This is a genomic window from Arthrobacter sp. P1_C12_2 (assembly GCF_056406415.1).
Map to the genome: position 1 here is coordinate 40,061 of NZ_JBFUAF010000016.1, position 15,773 is coordinate 55,833.

Annotated in this window: 16 protein-coding genes, 6 tRNA genes and 1 riboswitch; of the genes, 9 read left to right on the forward strand and 13 right to left on the reverse strand. The window is 67.5% G+C overall.

Translation table 11 applies throughout. From position 1 onward, the window contains the following. Window positions 1-103: 103 nt before the first annotated feature. The 4 genes from AC1DZQ_RS16270 to AC1DZQ_RS16285 all read right to left on the reverse strand — a co-directional run bounded on the left by AC1DZQ_RS16270 (window position 104) and on the right by AC1DZQ_RS16285 (window position 3,502). Window positions 104-895, reverse strand: a complete 792-nt coding sequence (locus AC1DZQ_RS16270) for an SDR family NAD(P)-dependent oxidoreductase (protein WP_476964475.1) — start codon at window positions 893-895, stop codon at window positions 104-106. Next, complete coding sequence (locus tag AC1DZQ_RS16275; RefSeq protein WP_476964476.1) at window positions 892-2,310, reverse strand: DUF6421 family protein; 1,419 nt, start codon at window positions 2,308-2,310, stop codon at window positions 892-894. The genes AC1DZQ_RS16270 and AC1DZQ_RS16275 overlap by 4 nt, the downstream gene beginning before the upstream one ends. 164 nt (window positions 2,311-2,474) lie before the next feature. Next, entirely contained in the window at window positions 2,475-2,999 is a 525-nt protein-coding gene (msrB, locus tag AC1DZQ_RS16280; protein WP_476964477.1) for a peptide-methionine (R)-S-oxide reductase MsrB, read from the reverse strand. 14 nt (window positions 3,000-3,013) lie between these two features. After that, window positions 3,014-3,502, reverse strand: coding sequence for a hypothetical protein (locus tag AC1DZQ_RS16285; RefSeq protein WP_229993284.1), 489 nt, complete (start codon window positions 3,500-3,502; stop codon window positions 3,014-3,016). 137 nt (window positions 3,503-3,639) lie between these two features. Here AC1DZQ_RS16285 and AC1DZQ_RS16290 point away from each other — a divergent pair, with 137 nt between their 5' ends. Beyond that, window positions 3,640-4,992 carry an alpha/beta hydrolase family protein gene (locus AC1DZQ_RS16290; protein WP_476964478.1) on the forward strand — a complete coding sequence of 451 codons (1,353 nt, stop codon included), beginning with the start codon at window positions 3,640-3,642 and terminating at the stop codon, window positions 4,990-4,992. 57 nt (window positions 4,993-5,049) lie between these two features. Here the strand turns inward: AC1DZQ_RS16290 and ybaK are convergent, their stop codons facing one another. The 3 genes from ybaK to AC1DZQ_RS16305 form a co-directional block, all read right to left on the reverse strand. Further along, window positions 5,050-5,547: a Cys-tRNA(Pro) deacylase gene (ybaK, locus tag AC1DZQ_RS16295; protein WP_476964479.1), complete on the reverse strand. Its 498-nt coding sequence runs from the start codon at window positions 5,545-5,547 to the stop codon at window positions 5,050-5,052. 27 nt (window positions 5,548-5,574) lie between these two features. Then, complete coding sequence (locus tag AC1DZQ_RS16300) at window positions 5,575-6,048, reverse strand: SufE family protein (protein ID WP_476964480.1); 474 nt, start codon at window positions 6,046-6,048, stop codon at window positions 5,575-5,577. Window positions 6,049-6,118: 70 nt separating this feature from the next. After that, window positions 6,119-7,036, reverse strand: a complete 918-nt coding sequence (locus tag AC1DZQ_RS16305; RefSeq protein WP_476964481.1) for a sulfurtransferase — start codon at window positions 7,034-7,036, stop codon at window positions 6,119-6,121. Window positions 7,037-7,262: 226 nt separating this feature from the next. On the opposite strand from AC1DZQ_RS16305, the gene zapE reads away from it, so the two are divergent. Then, window positions 7,263-8,300, forward strand: a complete 1,038-nt coding sequence (gene zapE, locus AC1DZQ_RS16310; protein WP_476964482.1) for a cell division protein ZapE — start codon at window positions 7,263-7,265, stop codon at window positions 8,298-8,300. An 82-nt stretch (window positions 8,301-8,382) separates the two neighbouring features. Here zapE and AC1DZQ_RS16315 read toward each other — a convergent pair whose 3' ends face one another. The 6 genes from AC1DZQ_RS16315 to AC1DZQ_RS16340 all read right to left on the reverse strand — a co-directional run bounded on the left by AC1DZQ_RS16315 (window position 8,383) and on the right by AC1DZQ_RS16340 (window position 9,387). Further along, on the reverse strand, window positions 8,383-8,670 hold the full coding sequence (locus AC1DZQ_RS16315) for an antitoxin (RefSeq protein ID WP_476964483.1): 288 nt from the start codon (window positions 8,668-8,670) through the stop codon (window positions 8,383-8,385). A gap of 172 nt (window positions 8,671-8,842) precedes the next feature. Continuing rightward, window positions 8,843-8,917, reverse strand: a tRNA-Val gene (locus tag AC1DZQ_RS16320). Window positions 8,918-8,955: 38 nt separating this feature from the next. Further along, window positions 8,956-9,028 (reverse strand) — tRNA-Gly (locus AC1DZQ_RS16325). A 55-nt stretch (window positions 9,029-9,083) separates the two neighbouring features. Next, window positions 9,084-9,158, reverse strand: a tRNA-Val gene (locus tag AC1DZQ_RS16330). Between the two features lie 39 nt (window positions 9,159-9,197). Then, window positions 9,198-9,268: transfer RNA gene (locus AC1DZQ_RS16335), tRNA-Cys, on the reverse strand. A gap of 46 nt (window positions 9,269-9,314) precedes the next feature. Further along, window positions 9,315-9,387: transfer RNA gene (locus AC1DZQ_RS16340), tRNA-Gly, on the reverse strand. Between the two features lie 365 nt (window positions 9,388-9,752). Here AC1DZQ_RS16340 and AC1DZQ_RS16345 point away from each other — a divergent pair. The 7 genes from AC1DZQ_RS16345 (at window position 9,753) to pnuC (ending at window position 15,708) form a co-directional block, all read left to right on the forward strand. Next, window positions 9,753-9,824, forward strand: a tRNA-Val gene (locus AC1DZQ_RS16345). An 86-nt stretch (window positions 9,825-9,910) separates the two neighbouring features. Then, window positions 9,911-10,756, forward strand: a complete 846-nt coding sequence (locus AC1DZQ_RS16350) for a cytochrome (RefSeq protein ID WP_476964484.1) — start codon at window positions 9,911-9,913, stop codon at window positions 10,754-10,756. Between the two features lie 82 nt (window positions 10,757-10,838). After that, complete coding sequence (gene def / locus AC1DZQ_RS16355; RefSeq protein WP_476964485.1) at window positions 10,839-11,411, forward strand: peptide deformylase; 573 nt, start codon at window positions 10,839-10,841, stop codon at window positions 11,409-11,411. Further along, window positions 11,408-12,328, forward strand: a complete 921-nt coding sequence (gene fmt / locus AC1DZQ_RS16360; protein WP_476964486.1) for a methionyl-tRNA formyltransferase — start codon at window positions 11,408-11,410, stop codon at window positions 12,326-12,328. The genes def and fmt overlap by 4 nt, the downstream gene beginning before the upstream one ends. Then, a complete protein-coding gene (locus AC1DZQ_RS16365; protein ID WP_476964487.1) occupies window positions 12,325-13,902 on the forward strand; it encodes an RsmB/NOP family class I SAM-dependent RNA methyltransferase in 1,578 nt (525 codons plus the stop codon). The genes fmt and AC1DZQ_RS16365 overlap by 4 nt, the downstream gene beginning before the upstream one ends. A 96-nt stretch (window positions 13,903-13,998) precedes the next feature. Continuing rightward, window positions 13,999-14,655: a ribulose-phosphate 3-epimerase gene (rpe, locus tag AC1DZQ_RS16370; RefSeq protein WP_476964488.1), complete on the forward strand. Its 657-nt coding sequence runs from the start codon at window positions 13,999-14,001 to the stop codon at window positions 14,653-14,655. 110 nt (window positions 14,656-14,765) lie between these two features. Further along, a riboswitch (FMN riboswitch) is annotated at window positions 14,766-14,917 on the forward strand. 95 nt (window positions 14,918-15,012) lie between these two features. After that, a complete protein-coding gene (gene pnuC, locus AC1DZQ_RS16375) occupies window positions 15,013-15,708 on the forward strand; it encodes a nicotinamide riboside transporter PnuC (RefSeq protein WP_476964489.1) in 696 nt (231 codons plus the stop codon). Window positions 15,709-15,773 lie beyond the last annotated feature (65 nt).

Genomic DNA, 15,773 nt, shown 5'->3' on the forward strand with positions numbered 1-15,773 from the left:
CGCTTTCAGTCTAAGAGGTCAGGCGGCCGGGGCTAAGTCCGGCGGCGCTGGGTCCGGGCCACAGAGTCCGGGCCGCGGAATCCGTGACAGAGCCCGGGGTAGTTCAGCGGCTGAGCAGCAGCCGCTGGCCGTTCAGGTCGCCGGCAGGAGCGCTGAAGAGCCCGGCCGCGGCAGCCCCCAGGTCAGCCACATCCGTGAAGCCCGGAAACTTGCGATCCGGGGCCTTGGCCCGCATTTCGTCGTCAACGAGGGCCTTCACCACGAAGATGACAGCGGCGCTGCGCAGCACGGCGCTGTCCTGCTTGGCGTTGTCCTGCTGCGCGCCCTCCTGCCCGGCAGCGCCAGCGCCAGTGCCCGCGCCGGTTGCGGCGTGGACCCGGCGGAAGCCGTCCGCGACCGCCAGCGTCCAGGCTTCCGCGGCGGCCTTGGCCGCGGCGTAGCTGGCCCCGGCCGCCGTCGGGGTGCTCACGGCCGTGGAGGACACCATGGCGAAACGTCCGGAGTCAGAGGCGGCGAGGTCGTCGAAAAAGACGCGGGTGACGTTCCGCAGCGTCGTGACGGCGTTGCGCTCCAAGAAGTCCCAGTCGTCGTCGCTCTGGTCCGTGATGCCTTTCGCGCCGCGCCAGCCGCCCACCAAGTGGATCACGCCGTCGACGCTTCCGGCCAGGCCGGCAATGCTTTCCCGCAAGGCCCTGACGTCCGCCAGGCTCGCGAGGTCGCTCACCAGCGGGGTGACGCCGCCGCCGGCTTCGGCGGCGGCGGCCTCGATGCGGGCAGCATTCGATCCGACGGTGAAGACCCTGTGGCCGGCGTCGTGAAGGGCGCGGGCCGTGGCGATCCCGGACGGCCCGCTGCCGCCCGTGACCAGCACGTTCAAGGTGCGTCCGGCGCTCATCCGGCGTTCAGGGCCCGGCTGCCGGCGGCCTCGCCGGTGTCTGCCGACCCGGTGTCTGAAGACCCAATGATGCCGGCAGTGGATTCGATGACGGGCCGCATCTTCTTCTCCAGCGCCTCGTAGAACATGGAGAGCGGGAACTCGTCGTCGAGGACCTGGTCCGTGAGGCCGCGGGGCGGACCGTCCAGGGGCAGGGCGTCCGGCCCCTTGGCCCAGACCGAGGCCGGGTTGGGCGTGACCGTGCCGGAGATGAGCTCGTAGGCGGCGAGCCAGTGGGCCATCTTGGGGCGGTCGATCGAGCGCCAGTACAGTTCCTCAATCTTCGCGCCGAGTTCAACCACGACGCCGGCGGCCTCGTCCCAGTCGATGCTGAGTTTGCTGTCGGTCCAGTGCAGGACGTGGTGCTGGTGCATCCACGCGAAGAGCAGCTGGCCGCCAAGGCCGTCGTAGTTGCGCACACGCGTGCCGGTGATGGCGAAGCGGAAGATGCGGTCGAAGATCACGGCGTACTGGACAAGCTTGGCGTGCCGGCGCGCCTCCGGGTCAGCGTCCTCATCCTTCTCGATCTTTACCGATTCGCGGAAGGCAGTGAGGTCGCAGCGCAGCTCCTCCAGCGAGTAGAGGAAGAACGGCATGCGCTGCTTGATCATGAACGGGTCGAAGGGCAGGTCCCCGCGCATGTGGGTGCGGTCGTGGATGAGGTCCCACATGACAAAGGTTTCCTGCGTCAGCTCCTGGTCCTCCAGCAGCCCGGCTGCGTCCTCGGGCAGCTGCAGGGACGTGATCTCCGCGGCGGCGCGCAGGACGCGGCGGAAGCGGGCGGCCTCGCGGTCGGCGAAGATCGCGCCCCACGTGAACGTCGGGGTCTCGCGGACGGCGACGGTCTCGGGGAAGAGGACTGCGGAGTTGGTGTTGTAGCCCGCGGTGAAGTCGAGGAACCGGATCGGGACGAAGAGCTTGTTGGAGTATTCGCCCGTTTCCAGGCCGCCGATGAACTCGGGCCAGATGACCTCGATCAGCACGGCCTCGACGAGCCGGCTGCTGCTGCCGTTCTGCGTGTACATCGGGAACACGACCAGGTGCTGGAGTCCGTTGACCCGGTGCTGCTGCGGCTGGAAGGCCTGCAGGGAATCCAGGAAGTCCGGGACGCCGAAGCCGCCATCCGCCCAGCGGTCAAAGTCGGTGACCAGCAGTTCCAGGTAGTTGGCGTCGTGCGGCAAGGACGGTGTCAGGGCCGCGACCGCCGCGGTGATCGTTTCAACGTGGCCGGCCGCGGCCTCGTGGGCTTCGGCATCCGGCACGGATCCGTCCTGGACCTGGAGGGCACGCAGGGCGGTTGCGGCAGCCTTGAGCCGCAGCCATTCCTGGTTGCCGGCGGTGATCGGGGCGGGGGCGGTAAGAGCGGTCGTGGTCATCGTCAACGGTCGCCTTTCTGGTTGCTGTGGAGCGTGTCGCTGGATCTAAATCGAGCGTAGCAAGCAAGCAGAGACTCTAATGCAAAATTGCTTCGAGCATAAGAAAATCTGTGGCAAGTGATTCTGAAAAGCCGTTCCAGCGGAAGGAGAGGCAGGGCTGCGGGCTATTGCCCGGCGTCGTCCGCGGGAACGAGCTTCAGGGAAACCGAGTTGATGCAGAACCGCTGGTCCGTGGGGGTGCCGTAGCCCTCGCCGTCGAACACGTGGCCCAGGTGCGAATCGCACGTGGCGCAGCGGACTTCCACCCGGTCCATGCCCATGGTGCGGTCATGGATGTAGCGCACGGTGCCCTCGGCGAGCGGCGCCCAGAAGGACGGCCAGCCGCAGTGCGAGTCGAACTTTTCGTTGCTGGTGAAGAGTTCAGTGCCGCAGGCCCGGCACTGGTAGACGCCCCGGGTGTGGGTGTCCCAGTATTCGCCGGTGTAGGGCCGCTCGGTGCCGGCCTGGCGGAGCACGCGGTACTCCTCCGGGGTCAGTTCCTCGCGCCATTGGGCATCCGTCTTTTCGACGGGCTTTTCGGCCGCCGTCTGGTCAAATGCCGTAGCGGCAGGGTCGGCTGCGGGCTCGGTCGCGGGCTCGGTGGCGGGCACTGCCGAGGGCATGGATTTGGGCCTGTTAAAGATGCTCATAGCCTCAATAACGCTCAGGAGTCCCCGATAAATCCCGAACCGGCGTACAGATGCAGGACGGGCAGTCCCAGCTTGTCCTGTGCTTTAGTGGCCCAGTCGGTGTGGAATGTGTCGGCCACGGCGTGCGGGCGGGTGATGACCACGGCCTGTCCGGCACTGAGTTCCTTGACCTTGGCGACCAGGCCGTCGACGGCCTTGCCCTCGACGACTTCGCCCGAGACGCCGCCGCCCAGGCCGGCCAGCGCGGCCAGCGAAGCAGCCAGGGTGTCGGCGGCTTCGGCCCGCTCCACGGCGGGATCGGAGTGTGCCGTCAGTTCACGGAAGGCTTTGGCGATTTCCAGCAAGGAAAGGTTCTCCAGGAAATCCACCACGAGGTGCCGCTCGGTGTTGGCCGGCACCAGGATCAGCACGGGCGCATCACCGCCGGCAATCAGGGTTTCAATATTGACGCGGTCATCCGCACCGAGGGGCTCTTCTGTCAAAATGACGATTGGATCACTCATGACCCCAGCCTAGTCGCGCTCGTGTTGACCTGCATGGTTGTGTCCCGGCCGGGTCTGGCGTGTCCGTGCCGGCCCGGCCGTGCGGCTGAAACCCTGCCAATGCCATGGTTGGGCCGCGGTTCAGTAAGAATGGTGCCATGGCATCCTCCTTGCGCCTCCGCCCGGACCTTCGCCGGACCGCCGTCAGCCGGACCGCTGCCCGCAGAACAGCAGTCCCCGTGGCGGCATCCCCCGGCGCCGCGCCGTCCGGAAGCGCCAAGTGGGCGGTGGGGGGCATTATCGGCGGCAGCACCGCTGCCGGCGTGCTCGCCGCCGGGTCCTCCGCCCTCGCCCTTTATTTCGCCCGCCGCGTCATCACCCCGGCCAGGTTCCGCGCAGAGGACCAGGAAGTGCTGGCCGTCATCCGCGAGGGGCGGGCGCTGCAGGTCATTCTCGCCGCCACCCCGGACGCCACGGTGGACGGGGTCTACGGGTTCTTCTTCGACGGCGGTCGCGGCCACGCGCGGATCGGCCGGATCCTGTCCTACTCGCCGGCTGAACGCACCGTACTGCGCGAGGTCGAGCACGTTTACAGCGGGGACATGGCCACCGCCCGGCGCGGCTGGTGGAGCGGGGCGGCCTACCCGGATCCGGCCGCGCTGGGGCTTCCGGTGGAGGACGTGCTGATCGACGTCGACGCCGGGACCGCGCCGGCCTGGCTCGTCCGGGCCGCCCCTGCCGCGGCTGAGGATGTGGCCCCGGACATCTGGGCGATCATGGTGCACGGGCGCGGTGCCACCCGGCAGGAAGGCCTGCGGGCCGTCCGGACCGCCCGGGAACTGGGCATGTCCAGCCTGCTGATCTCCTACCGAAACGACGGCCTGGCCCCGTCAGCCAGCGACGGGCGCTACGGCCTGGGCTCCACCGAATGGCGCGATGTCGAGGCTGCCATCGGCTACGCCGTGCAGCAGGGTGCCCGCGAGGTGGTCCTGTTCGGCTGGTCGATGGGCGGCGCGATCTGCCTCCAGACGGCTGACCTTTCCCGGCACCGCCACCTGATCCGGGCCATGGTCCTGGACGCGCCGGTGATCAACTGGGTCAACGTACTGGCCCACCACGCGGAGCTGAACCGGATCCCGTCGTCCGTGGGCCGCTACGGACAGCTGATGCTAAGCCACCGCCTGGGCCGGCGGCTGACCGGGCTCGCCGCCCCCGTCGATTTCAAGGCGATGGACTGGGTTTCGCGGGCCGTGGAGCTGCGGACACCGACCCTCATTGTGCACAGCGTGGACGACGAATACGTACCCTACGGGCCATCCGCGGCGCTGGCCGAGAAGAACCCGGAGATGGTCACCTTCGAGCCCTTCGACAGGGCCCTTCATACCAAGGAATGGAACGTGGACCCGGAGCGCTGGGAGCGGCAGGTCACGGCCTGGCTCCGGCTGCAGCTGGCGCCCCGTGCCAACCCCGGCGACCAGGAGCCGGCGTCCGGGAACGCCGCACCCGCCTGAGCTATCAACTGACACACGATCGGTTACACAAACGGGTCAGTCTGTTACACAAACGGGTCAGTCGCGCCGGATCCCGATCCTGGCGGTACGGGCAGCCGTGAGCCGAATGAGCTCGGCCGGATCCAGCTCGATGTCCAGGCCGCGACGTCCGCCCGAAACGAGGATGGTCTCCAGCGCCAGGGCGCTGTCATCCACCACCGTGGGGGAGGACTGGCGCTGCCCGAGCGGTGAAATGCCGCCGAGCACGTATCCGGTCCGCCGCTGCGCCGCGGCCGGGTCGGCCATCTCCGCTTTCTTGCCGCCCAGGGCTGCTGCCATCGCCTTCAGGTCCAGGCTGCCGCTCACGGGCACGACGCCGACGGCGAGCCGGCCGTCGACGTCGACCATCAGGGTCTTGAAGACCCGGGCGGGGTCGACGCCGAGCACTTCCGCCGCCTCCAGGCCATAGCTGGCCGTTGCGGGGTCATGGTTGTAGGGGTGGGCAACAAAGTGAACCCCGGCGGCCGTGAGTGCCGCGGTGGCCGGAGTTCCCTGCGACGGAAGTTTGCGGGCCATATTCCCTGGCTGTCCGGGCGCTGGAGGTCAGGACTGCGCCGGCGACTGCCGGTTTCCGGACGCGACGACTTTGCGCTTGATCCGGCCCAGCATGGCGGTCATCCCGCGCATGCGCAGGGGAGTGATGGCCCGGGTGAGGCCCAGCAGTTCGGGCATGTCGTCCGGGACGGCCAGGATTTCCGCGGCGCTGAGGCCGTCGAGTCCTTCGTGGAGCACGCCGGCGAAACCGCGGGTGGTCGGGGCTTCCCTGGGTGCCTTGAAGTAGAGCCGGACGCGCTCCGGCGCGGCACCGTCGGCCTGTTCCGTCTCGATGGCCAGGAAGAGCGGCGTCTGGCACTCGACTACCTGCTCCAGCAGCTCCGGGTGGTCGCGGAGCCGCTCCGGAAGTTCCGGAAGTCCCTGCGAGAACTCGAGGAGCAACTGCAGGCGTTCTGCTTCGGTCAGGGCCTGGAAATCGTCGACAATGTCCGCCAGCGCGGCGGGGAGTGTTGAAGTATTCATCATTCCCAGCTTACGCATGCGCGCCCATTGTGTCCCTGTCGGGTCCGGTCCCGGTCCATGGTGCCCGCGGCTAACGGCCGGCCGGAACCGCGCCGCGCTCGGCACCCTTGACGATCGGTACGCGCACGGCGTTGCCCCATTCGGTCCAGGAACCGTCGTAGTTCCGCACAGTCTCGAAGCCCAGCAGGTACTTCAGCGCAAACCAGGTGTGGCTGGACCGCTCGCCGATCCGGCAATACGCCACGACGTCGTCGCCTGCCTTCAGGCTGGCCTCGCCGAGGTACAGGGCCTCGAGTTCGCCGCGGTTCCGGTAGGTGCCGTCCCCGGCCGCCGCGCGGGCCCAGGGGATGGAGGCCGCGGTGGGGATGTGGCCGCCGCGCAGCGCGCCCTCCTCCGGGTAGGCGGGCATGTGGGTCCGCTGGCCGGTGTATTCCTCGGCCGAGCGGACGTCGATCAGCGGCTTGCCGAAGTGGGCCAGGACGTCATCCTTGAAGGCGCGGATCGGGGCGTCGTTGCGCTCCACGACGGGGTAGTCAGCGGGGGTGGCAACGGTCGTGACGGTAGAGAGCGCCCGGCCCTCCGCGATCCACTTGTCCCGGCCGCCGTCCAGGAGCCGGACGTCCTCGTGGCCGAAGAGCGTGAAGACCCACAGGGCGTACGCGGCCCACCAGTTCGACTTGTCGCCGTAAATGACCACGGTGCTGTCCCGGGAAATGCCCTTGGCCGCGGCCAGCGCGGCGAAGGCTTCGCCGAAAATGTAGTCTCGGGTCACTTCATCGTTGAGGTCCGTGTGCCAGTCGATTTTCACGGCCCCGGGGATGTGGCCAGTCTCGTACAGCAGGACGTCTTCGTCGGATTCGACCACCACGAGATTGCCGCCGTCGAGGGCCCCATCCTCGATCGCCGTGGCCAGCCATTCCGTGGACACCAGGCGGTCCGGGTGGGCGTAGGCGGCGAATTTCTCGTTCTGCTCAACGGGGTAGGACATTGCGATGGCCTTTCACTGGAACGGTCAGGAGGCCGGGCGCGGAAAGCATGCGCGGCGCCGGGCCTGTTACAACACTAGTCACGGGCCGGCGGGAATGCTCCACCGCGTTCACACGGGGAAATGTGGTCTTCCTCACGCCGGCCGCGGGTCCGCAGGCGCCCACGCGGGCCGGGCATGCTTTGCCGGTATTCTTGCTGGGGACAAGAGACCAGCAGAACGGACCACCTTGGTACAGATCGAACAGCTCGCCGCCCGCACGCCGGCAGTTTCCGTGGACGAACTCCTCAAGGGGTTCTATCCGTCGCCGCGGTTCGGTGAGGTGTCGTTTTCCAGCTACCGGCCCGATCCCGCCCAGCCCAGCCAGGCCCATGCGGTCCATGCCCTGCAGCATTTCGCGGCCGGCGTGGGGGCGCGCGACGGCGACGGCCTGTTCAAGCGGCTCTTCGGCAAGAAGGACACCTCCCGGGCCGGGATTTACCTCGACGGCGGATTCGGTGTAGGCAAAACCCACCTGCTGGCATCGCTGTGGCACGCCGCCCCCGGACCCAAGGCCTTCGGCACGTTCGTCGAATACACCAACCTCGTCGGTGCGCTGTCCTTCCGCAAGACCGTCGAGGCACTGAGCCACTACAAGCTCGTCTGCATCGATGAATTCGAGCTCGACGATCCGGGCGACACCGTGCTCATGTCCCGGCTCATGCGCGAACTCGCCGACGCCGGCGTAAAGCTTGCCGCCACATCGAACACACTGCCGGGCTCCCTCGGCGACGGGCGCTTCGCCGCCGTCGACTTCGCCCGCGAAATCCAGGTACTGGCGGACCAGTTCGACGTTGTACGGATCGACGGCGAGGACTTCCGCCACCGTGGCCTGCCGGCCGCGCCGCTGCCGCTGCGCAATGACGACCTGACGCACCACATGCATGCCGAGTTCGACGGCAAGACCGTGGCCCGCGATGAGTTCAGCACCCTGATCAACCACCTGGCCGGCGTGCACCCCAGCCGTTACCGGCAGCTGCTGGAGGGAATCGAGGGCGTGGTCTGGAAGAACGTGCACACGATTACCGAGCAGGCCGTTGCGCTGCGCTTTGTAGTGCTGGCGGACCGGCTGTACGACAAAGACGTGCCCATCCTTGCCAGCGGTGTTCCGTTCGACCAGCTCTTCACCGAGGAAATGATGACCGGCGGGTACATGAAGAAGTACTTCCGTGCCGTCTCCCGGCTCACCGCGCTGGCCCGCGAGGGCCAAAACCACGAACCGTCCTAGCTAATCGCCGGAGTCGCCCTTAAATGCCGGAGGTGCCGGCGCCGCCTCTCGGCGGGACCGGCACCTCGCTGACGGATCTGGGTCAGAGGCCTGGCTGGCGGGGTTCCCCGGTTACGGGGGGTTCCCCGGCTACGCGCGGCTCGCCGGCTACGGGAGTCTGATCGGCGACGGGAGCCGTGTTCGGCTGGTCGTTCGCCTTATCCACGAAGTCAGAAGCGCCCCGCTGCACGGCATCGATCTTGTCGGCGTGCTTTCCGCCGGTCTTAGAGTCGACGAAATCGCCGGCCTTTTCGATGCCGTCCTTGATGGCGTCTTCGTTGCCACCAATTACTTGCTGAGCCTTGCCCTTTAGATCGTCAAGTAAACCCACGGGCACCTCCCTTCGGTCGCGGAGCCAGATCGCTCCTAGCGTTTTCTACCCTAGCGGGAGGTTGCGGGGGTGCCAAGGGTGTCCGCCGACAGGATAAAAGACGCCAGGGCAGGTGCACAGGGCAGAAGGACCCCCAGTGCACAAAAAAAGCAGCTCCGGGGAGCTGCTCTTGTGGTGGGCGATACTGGGATCGAACCAGTGACCTCTTCCGTGTCAGGGAAGCGCGCTACCGCTGCGCCAATCGCCCGCAACCGGAAGGATCCGGAGTGGAGTTGTAATGAAGAGAGCGGACGACGAGATTCGAACTCGCGACATCCACCTTGGCAAGGTGGTGCTCTACCAGCTGAGCTACGTCCGCATTTAGTCCATGCCGGCTGGGCCGGTGGTACTGCATCAAGCAAGTTGCCTTGCTCTGGTGGGCGATACTGGGATCGAACCAGTGACCTCTTCCGTGTCAGGGAAGCGCGCTACCGCTGCGCCAATCGCCCCTTGCAACCGGTCGAAACCGGAAACCAGGGTTTTCACCGAGGTGGGTACGGGATTCGAACCCGTGTATACGGCTTTGCAGGCCGCTGCCTCGCCTCTCGGCCAACCCACCGTGTAGACAGGATTCCGAAGAACCTTTGCCGTGACAGTGTCCTGCGAGCGGACGACGAGATTCGAACTCGCGACATCCACCTTGGCAAGGTGGTGCTCTACCAGCTGAGCTACGTCCGCATTGTTGGTGTGCAATTCCTTGCCGCATTCGGCATTTCCTCGCGTTCCAACGAGTAAGAACTCTATAGGAGGTTCTGGGAATCTACAAATCGAGGCGCATTGGCCCCCTTGCCATGGCCTTGCTTCCTTGGATTCTAGGGGTTTTTGCTAATTACAGGGCTGTAATTAGAAGCCGTCTCGGGCGGCGGCCCGAAGCGGTGCCGGGACTTTTGCGCGGGACCCTCCGCAGTACCAATGCAGGTGTCCACTGCACCGGGCCAGTGCACAGGACTGTTGCGGGAGAGATTGGCGAACAAGTGGCGAAGCCGGGTTCGCCAGGCCGATTTCTAAAATCCGCCCGGGTGGGCTAGCATTCAATGTCGTTAGGGCGATTGGCGCAGTGGTAGCGCGCTTCGTTCACACCGAAGAGGTCACTGGTTCGAACCCAGTATCGCCCACTAACGAAATGGTCCGTTCCGCTGACTCAGCGGGGCGGGCCATTTTGCTTTTCACCGTTGTCTGACCCCCGTGAAAGAGTCTTCATATGACCGCTCCACTCCTCGCCCACGCCACGGACCATGGCCGCATGTACGCGCGCTCCACGTCGGCACAGTTCTCCGTCCCCTCCATCACCACGGTGATCGGCCAGCAGCCGCACGGCCTGGATGGCTGGTTCGGCTACATGGGCGCGAACAGCCTGGCCCAGGATCCCGATCTCCCCGGCATCCTGGGGAGCCCCGCCAAACTGCGCCAGGCGGTCAGCCGGGCAGCCAAGGCGGCGGAGTCTTACCGGGATGATGCCGCCAAGCGCGGCGACCGGGTCCACAACTACTGCGAGCAGGTAGCGCTGCGTGCGCTCGGCCGGCCGCACCAGATGAAGGAAACACGGGAGGCCCTGGCCGCCAACGGCGAGGAAGCCTTCGCGGCACGCTTCGACGAGTGGTGGGAGCTCTTCCAGGTTGAACCCATCGCCCCGGAGATTACCGTGTGGAACAAGACGGTCGGCTATGCCGGCACCCTGGACCTCGTGGCACGGATCAATGGCAGAACCTGTCTTATCGACTACAAGACCAAGGGCACCAGCCGGGACGGCACGGTCAAGCCGCTGGATGACAAGGTGGTCATGCAGCTCGTCGCCGGCATGAAGGCGGAGGAAAGCCTCGTGGATCCCGTGGCGGGGGAGTGGGAGGCCTGGCAGCACGGCGAATCCCCCATCCTCCTGGCGGTGGCGGTCGGCGAGACCGAAGTCCGTCCGCAGCGGGCCAACCCCGAGGTTCTGAAACATCACTGGTGGAAATTCTGCGCGCTGCGCCGCGTGTGGGAGATGTCTGCCGACACGGCGACTGCCGGAGCGGCACTGCTTCCGCTGGCGCCGCCGGTGAAGCGCTGAACGGCAGCCCTGAGCAGGAGCCCGGCAGCTGCAACTAAACTGGACTGGATCCCTAGCCGCCCACCGTGAGGACAGACTGCACATGGCCATTTTGAATATCCGCATCATCGGGGATCCTGTGCTGCGCACAGTCGCCGATCCCGTGACGGAATTCGGGCCTGAACTGGCAAAGCTCGTCGCCGACATGACCGAAACCATGGAGGATGTCGAGGGCGCCGGCCTGGCCGCTCCCCAGGTCGGTGTGAGCCTGCGCGTCTTCACCTACCGGATCGGCGGCGTCGAGGGTCACGTCGTCAACCCTGTGCTGGAAAACAGCGAGGACTTCCAGCCGGACCATGTCGAGGGATGCCTGTCCATCCCGGGCCTGGGCTTCCCCGTCCGCCGGTACCGCCATACCCGGGTGACCGGCGTGGACCTGAATGGCAACCCCGTCACCGTTGAGGGCGAGGACATGCTGGCGCGCTGCTTCCAGCACGAGACCGACCACCTGGACGGCATCCTGTACACCGACCGGCTCGAGGGCGATGACCGCAAGGCCGCCCTGCGCGCCATCCGCAATGCCAACTACGACGCCATCACGGAACAGACAACAACCAAGCGCGCGAAAAGCGTTGGGACGAGCTTTGGCGGGTCCAGCTTCGGAATCACCCCGTGAGGGTTCTCTTCGCGGGGACCCCTGCTGTCGCCGTGCCGTCCCTGGACGCCCTTGTTGACGCCGGGTTCGACGTCGTCGCTGTCCTCACCCGCCCGGACGCGCCGCTGGGACGCAAGCGCGTCCTGACGCCGTCGCCCGTGGCGGCCAGGGCCGCCGAGCTCGGCATCGAGATCATCCACGCCGCCAAAGTCGATGCCGGGGTCACCGCCCGCATCGCCGCCGCCGCCCCGGACGTCGCGGCGATCGTTGCCTACGGCGGCCTGATCCCCCCTGCGGCCCTCGCTGTTCCCCGCCACGGCTGGGTGAACCTGCACTTCTCCCTGCTGCCGGCCTGGCGCGGCGCCGCCCCCGTGCAGCGCGCCGTCATCGCCGGCGACGACGTCACCGGCGCCGTCACTTTCCGTCTCGAGGAGGGGCTGGACACCGGTCCGGTCTTCGGAACCCTCACCGAGACCGTGCACCCCGCCGATACCGCCGGGGCCCTGCTCGAACGGCTCTCCCACAGCGGTGCGGTCCTGCTCGCCCAGACACTCTCCGCCATCGACGCCGGCAACGCCGTCGCGCTGCCGCAACAGGGTGATGTCACCGTGGCACCCAAACTCAGCCTCGAGGACGGCCGGCTCGACTGGCAGCAGCCCGCACTGGCGATCGGCCGCCGGGCCCGCGGCGTCACGCCAGAACCTGGCGCCTGGACCCTGCTGGAGGGCCAGCGGATCAAACTGGAGCCAGTGCTGCCGGCCCCGGAGTCAGCCGCCCTTCGGCCAGGACAGCTGGCCATGGACGGGAAGCGGGTCCTCGTAGGTACGGGCTCGCACCCGGTGGAATTGACGCGGGTCCAGCCCGCGGGCAAGAAAATGATGGCCGCCGCTGATTGGGCGCGTGGGCAGGCAACACTTGAAAGCGTGGTATTCGAATGAGCGAGTCCGGGACCAGCGGCAGCAGCCGAGGCAGTGGCCAGGGCGCCGGGAGCGGCAGCCGGCGGAACGCCCAGGGCCGGGAACGCAACCGCGGCCCGCAGCGCGGCTTCACCGAGAGCGCCCCGTCCCAGCGGACCCGTCGCGCCGATCCGGCCCGGCTGGTTGCCTTTGAAGTCCTCCGCGCCGTGGCCGCCGAGGACGCCTACGCGAACCTGGTGCTCCCTGCCCGGATCCGGCACCACGGGCTGGACAAGCGCGACGCCGGTTTCGCCACCGAGCTCAGCTACGGCGCCCTCCGGGGCCAGGGCACTTACGACGCCATCCTGGCCCGGTGCGTGGACCGGCCGCTGGACGAGCTGGATCCCGCGATCCTGGATGCCCTGCGGATTGGCGTGCACCAGCTGCTCGCCATGCGCGTGCCCGCGCACGCCGCCCTGGACCAGACTGTGGGGCTGGCCCGCGCCGTAATCGGGGCCGGGCCCTCGGCCTTGATCAATGCCGTGCTGCGCAAAGTCTCCGCCCGCACTCTCGAAGAGTGGCTAGAAGTGCTGCTCAGCACCGAGACCGATGCCACCAAGATTGCGTCCATCCGCTACGCCCACCCCGAATGGATCGTCCGCGCGCTCCGCCAGTCGCTCGTGGTCCACGGCCGGCCGGCTACTGAGATTGACGGGCTCCTCGAAGCGGACAACGCTGCGCCCGTGGTGAACCTCGTGGCGCTGCCCGGCGTGGGCAGCCTGGACGAAGCCCTGGAAAGCGGGGCCACGCCGGGTGAGCTCGTCGAAGGATCCGCGCTCTCCAGCGGCGGGGACCTCGGCCGGCTCGCCTCGGTCCGCGACGGCAGCACCCGTGTCCAGGACGTCGGCTCGCAGCTCGTGGCCCGCGCCATGGCCGCCGTCGATCTCGGCACGGCCCTCGACGCAAAAACCGGCACAAGCTTCGGCGGGGAAACCGGGACGGACAGCGAGGGCGCGGGGGAGCGCTGGCTGGATCTCTGTGCCGGCCCCGGCGGCAAGGCCGCCCTGCTCGGTGCCCTCGCCCGGCAGCAGGGCGCCCACCTGCTGGCCAACGAATCCGCCCCGCACCGGGCCAAACTCGTGCGCCAGGCCCTGTCCGCGGTCCCGCGGGACGCCTGGGAGGTCCGGACCGGAGACGGCCGCGACATCGGCGCCGAGCAGCCGGAGTCCTTCGACCGTGTCCTCGTGGACGTCCCGTGCACCGGCCTGGGGGCCCTGCGCCGGCGCCCGGAGTCACGCTGGCGGCGCACGCCCAAGGACCTCGTGGACCTTGGCCCGCTGCAGCGCCAGCTGCTCAACTCCGCGATCGACGCCGTCAAGCCCGGCGGCGTGGTGGCGTACGTGACATGTTCGCCGCACCCGGCAGAGACGACCGCCGTCGTCAGCGATGCCCTGCGCAAGCGCGAGGACCTCGAGCTCCTCGACGCCGGCGCCGTGCTGGACAGCGTGAGCCTTACCGGCCACCTCGGGGCCGGGCACGAGCTCACCGCCCAGCTCTGGCCGCACGTGCACCAGACGGACGCCATGTTCCTGGCGCTGATTCACAAGAAGGCCTGAGTTTCGCTGATACTGGGCACTGCCAGCTAAGAACGAATCAGCTAAGAACGAATCAGCTAAGAACGAACCAGCTAAGTACGAACAAGAAGGAAATCCATGGCCCAGTGCTGCATCAACCCGAGCATCCTTTCGGCTGACTTCGTCAATCTTGAGGCCGAACTGCGCCGTATCAGCAATGCCGATGCGGTGCACGTGGACGTCATGGACAACCACTTCGTGCCCAACCTGACCATCGGGCTGCCCGTGGTGCAGCGCATCCAGGCTGTCAGCCCGGTGCCGCTGGACGCCCACCTGATGATCGCCGACGCGGACCGCTGGGCGCCGGGCTTCGCCGACGCCGGGGTGGCCTCGGTGACGTTCCACGCCGAAGCCTCGATCGCGCCGATCAAACTCGCGCGGGAACTGCGCGCCCGCGGCGCCAAGGCCGGCATGGCGCTGCGTCCGGGCACCCCCGTGGAGCCCTACCTGGACATGCTCCCGGAACTGGACCTGCTGTTGATCATGACCGTGGAGCCGGGCTTCGGCGGGCAGTCCTTCCTGGACCTGACGCTGCCCAAGATCCGGCGGGCCCGTGCGGCCATTGACGGCTCCGGCGTCAAAGTGGCCCTGCAAGTCGACGGCGGCATCACCGAGGAGACGATCGTGCGAGCCGCCGAGGCGGGAGCGAACGTCTTTGTGGCCGGGTCAGCCGTCTACGGCGCCGCGGATCCGGCGGAGGCCATCGAACGCCTCCGTGCGGCCGGGAACCGCTGAGCCTGCCACGGTTTAGGCCGGGAATTTGCCGCAAAGATGACTCAGACCGTAACGTGCGCGGCCGGGAATAGCCCGAGCTACGTTGCAGTTGTGTCAGAATAACAACACACATACGTGCTCCGGGGTCGGTGTAAGTCCGAACCGGCGGTGACAGTCCGCGACCCGCGCGCCAGCGCCTTCCCTTGGGAAGGGTGCCGGCAAACGGTTGAATCGGTGAAATTCCGGTACCGACAGTTAAAGTCTGGATGAGAGAAGCACGTACAGCTGTTACTGCGGCGCCCAGACGGCGTCCGCATAATTGTGCTGTCGTATACCCCCGGAGCCATCGCGGTTCTTGAGGGAAGGAACGACACACGCATGGACCTCTTGCGATGGCTCTTCGAAGCGCAGATCCCGGTAGGCGGATCTGTCCTGATTCTTCGTGAAGTGCTAGGCAACATCTTTGGCCTCGCCAGCGCCTATGGCGGCATGCGCCGCCGGGTCTGGGCCTGGCCCGTCGGCATCGCCGGCAATCTCCTGCTCCTGACAGTCTTCCTGGGTAACGTCTTCGGTTCGGCCACGCCCGCCACGCTGTGGGGCCAGGCCGGACGTCAGGTGATGTTCATCGGCGTCGCCTTTTACGGCTGGTACCGCTGGCAGCAGGGCGCACAGGCCTCCGGCGCCGCGACGGCCATCGCGCCACGCTGGGCCAGCAACAAGACCCGGGCAATCCTGGCTCTTAGCCTCGTGGCCGGCACCATGGCGCTGACCCCGGTCTTCGACTCCCTCGGCTCCTATCCGCCGGTCTGGGCCGACGCGTGGACGTTCATGGGCTCGCTGCTCGCCACTTACGGCATGGCGCGCGGCTGGACGGAGTTCTGGCTCATCTGGGTGGCGGTGGACATCGTCGGTGTGCCGCTGCTGTTCAGCGCGGGCTACTACGCCAGCGCCGTCATGTACCTCTTCTACGGTTTCTTCACCCTCACCGGATTCTTCGTCTGGTGGCGTGCGGCGCGGCGCCCTGCGGTCCGGCCGGCCGCTGCGGCCGCCCCGGATGTGGCGGTCCGGGCATGAGCGGCGGATTCAGCTCCGCCCCGACGGCAGCCGTGGGCGGGTTCGACAACGCAGCCCCACTCGAC

What these genes read in the sequence shown, in the direction of transcription:
- AC1DZQ_RS16270 (WP_476964475.1), bottom strand. Translation starts at nt 895, where the DNA reads ATGAGCGCCGGACGCACCTTGAACGTGCTGGTCACGGGCGGCAGCGGG.
- AC1DZQ_RS16275 (WP_476964476.1), bottom strand. Translation starts at nt 2,310, where the DNA reads ATGACCACGACCGCTCTTACCGCCCCCGCCCCGATCACCGCCGGCAAC.
- msrB (WP_476964477.1), bottom strand. Translation starts at nt 2,999, where the DNA reads ATGAGCATCTTTAACAGGCCCAAATCCATGCCCTCGGCAGTGCCCGCC.
- AC1DZQ_RS16285 (WP_229993284.1), bottom strand. Translation starts at nt 3,502, where the DNA reads ATGAGTGATCCAATCGTCATTTTGACAGAAGAGCCCCTCGGTGCGGAT.
- AC1DZQ_RS16290 (WP_476964478.1), top strand. Translation starts at nt 3,640, where the DNA reads ATGGCATCCTCCTTGCGCCTCCGCCCGGACCTTCGCCGGACCGCCGTC.
- ybaK (WP_476964479.1), bottom strand. Translation starts at nt 5,547, where the DNA reads ATGGCCCGCAAACTTCCGTCGCAGGGAACTCCGGCCACCGCGGCACTC.
- AC1DZQ_RS16300 (WP_476964480.1), bottom strand. Translation starts at nt 6,048, where the DNA reads ATGAATACTTCAACACTCCCCGCCGCGCTGGCGGACATTGTCGACGAT.
- AC1DZQ_RS16305 (WP_476964481.1), bottom strand. Translation starts at nt 7,036, where the DNA reads ATGTCCTACCCCGTTGAGCAGAACGAGAAATTCGCCGCCTACGCCCAC.
- AC1DZQ_RS16350 (WP_476964484.1), top strand. Translation starts at nt 9,911, where the DNA reads ATGACCGCTCCACTCCTCGCCCACGCCACGGACCATGGCCGCATGTAC.
- def (WP_476964485.1), top strand. Translation starts at nt 10,839, where the DNA reads ATGGCCATTTTGAATATCCGCATCATCGGGGATCCTGTGCTGCGCACA.
- AC1DZQ_RS16365 (WP_476964487.1), top strand. Translation starts at nt 12,325, where the DNA reads ATGAGCGAGTCCGGGACCAGCGGCAGCAGCCGAGGCAGTGGCCAGGGC.
- rpe (WP_476964488.1), top strand. Translation starts at nt 13,999, where the DNA reads ATGGCCCAGTGCTGCATCAACCCGAGCATCCTTTCGGCTGACTTCGTC.
- pnuC (WP_476964489.1), top strand. Translation starts at nt 15,013, where the DNA reads ATGGACCTCTTGCGATGGCTCTTCGAAGCGCAGATCCCGGTAGGCGGA.